Source organism: Roseibium sediminis, assembly GCF_008711325.1.
Classification (GTDB): domain Bacteria; phylum Pseudomonadota; class Alphaproteobacteria; order Rhizobiales; family Stappiaceae; genus Roseibium; species Roseibium sediminis.
In genome coordinates this window covers 1-1,385 of the sequence record NZ_VXDB01000076.1, presented here as the reverse complement: position 1 = coordinate 1,385, position 1,385 = coordinate 1, and the positions used below count along the sequence as shown (strand labels likewise).

At 56.5% G+C, this 1,385-nt stretch carries 1 protein-coding gene; it reads left to right on the top strand.

Going from position 1 to position 1,385, the window contains the following annotated elements; translation table 11 throughout:
- Positions 1-104: 104 nt before the first annotated feature.
- Complete coding sequence (locus F0155_RS23105) at positions 105-1,352, top strand: IS256 family transposase (protein WP_150526919.1); 1,248 nt, start codon at positions 105-107, stop codon at positions 1,350-1,352.
- The last annotated feature ends 33 nt before the right edge of the window (positions 1,353-1,385 follow it).

Genomic DNA, 1,385 nt, shown 5'->3' with positions numbered 1-1,385 from the left:
GAGCTATGACTGAATCTGGTGTTTGTGGGATTTGAATGACGGCGGTGCATCTGGTTGGATTGGCGTTGCTACACATCCAACCAACCATTTTAGGACGCACCACCATGGACGAAGCTACCATCATCGATTTTACCCGTCGAGACGCAGTTATTGATCCGTTGACTGATCTTCTTCGCAAAGGGGCTCGGGACTTGCTCCAAGCTGCCGTTGAAGCTGAACGCGACGCCTTTCTGGCCGCGTTTGCCGAGCGCCGCACATCAGACGGGCGGGCGGCAGTTGTTGGCAACGGCTATCACCCGGAGCGGGCCGTTCAAACCGGTATTGGGCCGGTCACGGTCAAAGTTCCGAAAGTTCGGGCCAAGGATGGCAAGCCGGTGACATTCCGTTCAGCGCTTGTTCCGCCCTATGTGCGCAAGGCCAAATCTATCGAAGCCGCGCTGCCCTGGCTCTACCTGAAGGGCATTTCCGCAGGCGAGATGGACACAGCGCTGAAGGTGCTTCTCGGCCCGCACGCCGCTGGATTTTCTGCCAACACCATCTCTCGCCTGAAGAGCCAATGGGCGGGCGAATACGAGGACTGGCGCAAAGCGGATCTGGGCCGCGATGAATGGGTCTACATTTGGGCAGATGGTATTTACAGCGGCCTGCGGGGGGCTGATGACCGACTTTGTGTCCTCGTTGTGATCGGCGTCAACGCACGGGGAGAGAAGCATTTTCTGGCCATTGAAGACGGCGTTCGTGAAAGCACCCAGAGTTGGCGTGAGGTGCTTCTCGCCCTCAAAAGCCGTGGTCTCAACGCTCCGAAACTGGCCACGGGTGACGGTGCCATGGGGTTCTGGGCGGCGCTGGAAGAAATTTACCCGACCACCAAACAGCAACGCTGCTGGATGCACAAATCCGGCAACGTCCTGAATTACCTTCCAAAACGTACCCAACCCAAGGCCAGGAAGATGCTGCATGACATCTGGCAGGCTGAAACCCGCGAGGATGCCCATGCTGCATTCGATCTGTTCGTTGAGAGCTTCGAAGCAAAATACCCCAAGGCCACTGAATGCCTGATCAAGGACCGGGACGAGCTGCTGACCTTCTACGACTTTCCCGCCCAGCATTGGTTGAGCATCAGAACGTCAAATCCAATTGAAAGCGCCTTCGCCACGATCCGGCATCGGACCAAGCGCACCAAAGGGTGCCTCAGCCGGGACGGCATGTTGAACATGATGTTCAAACTCGGACAATGTGCCGAAAAAAGCTGGCGTAAATTACGCGGCTTCCATCATCTCGCAGACGTCATTCAAGACGTCGACTTCATCAACGGCATCAAGCCATCAAACCAAGATCAAGCCGCCGCATGACGCTCGCCTGGACACCAGATTTGACAATAGCTC

What these genes read in the sequence shown, in the direction of transcription:
- F0155_RS23105 (WP_150526919.1), top strand. Translation starts at nt 105, where the DNA reads ATGGACGAAGCTACCATCATCGATTTTACCCGTCGAGACGCAGTTATT.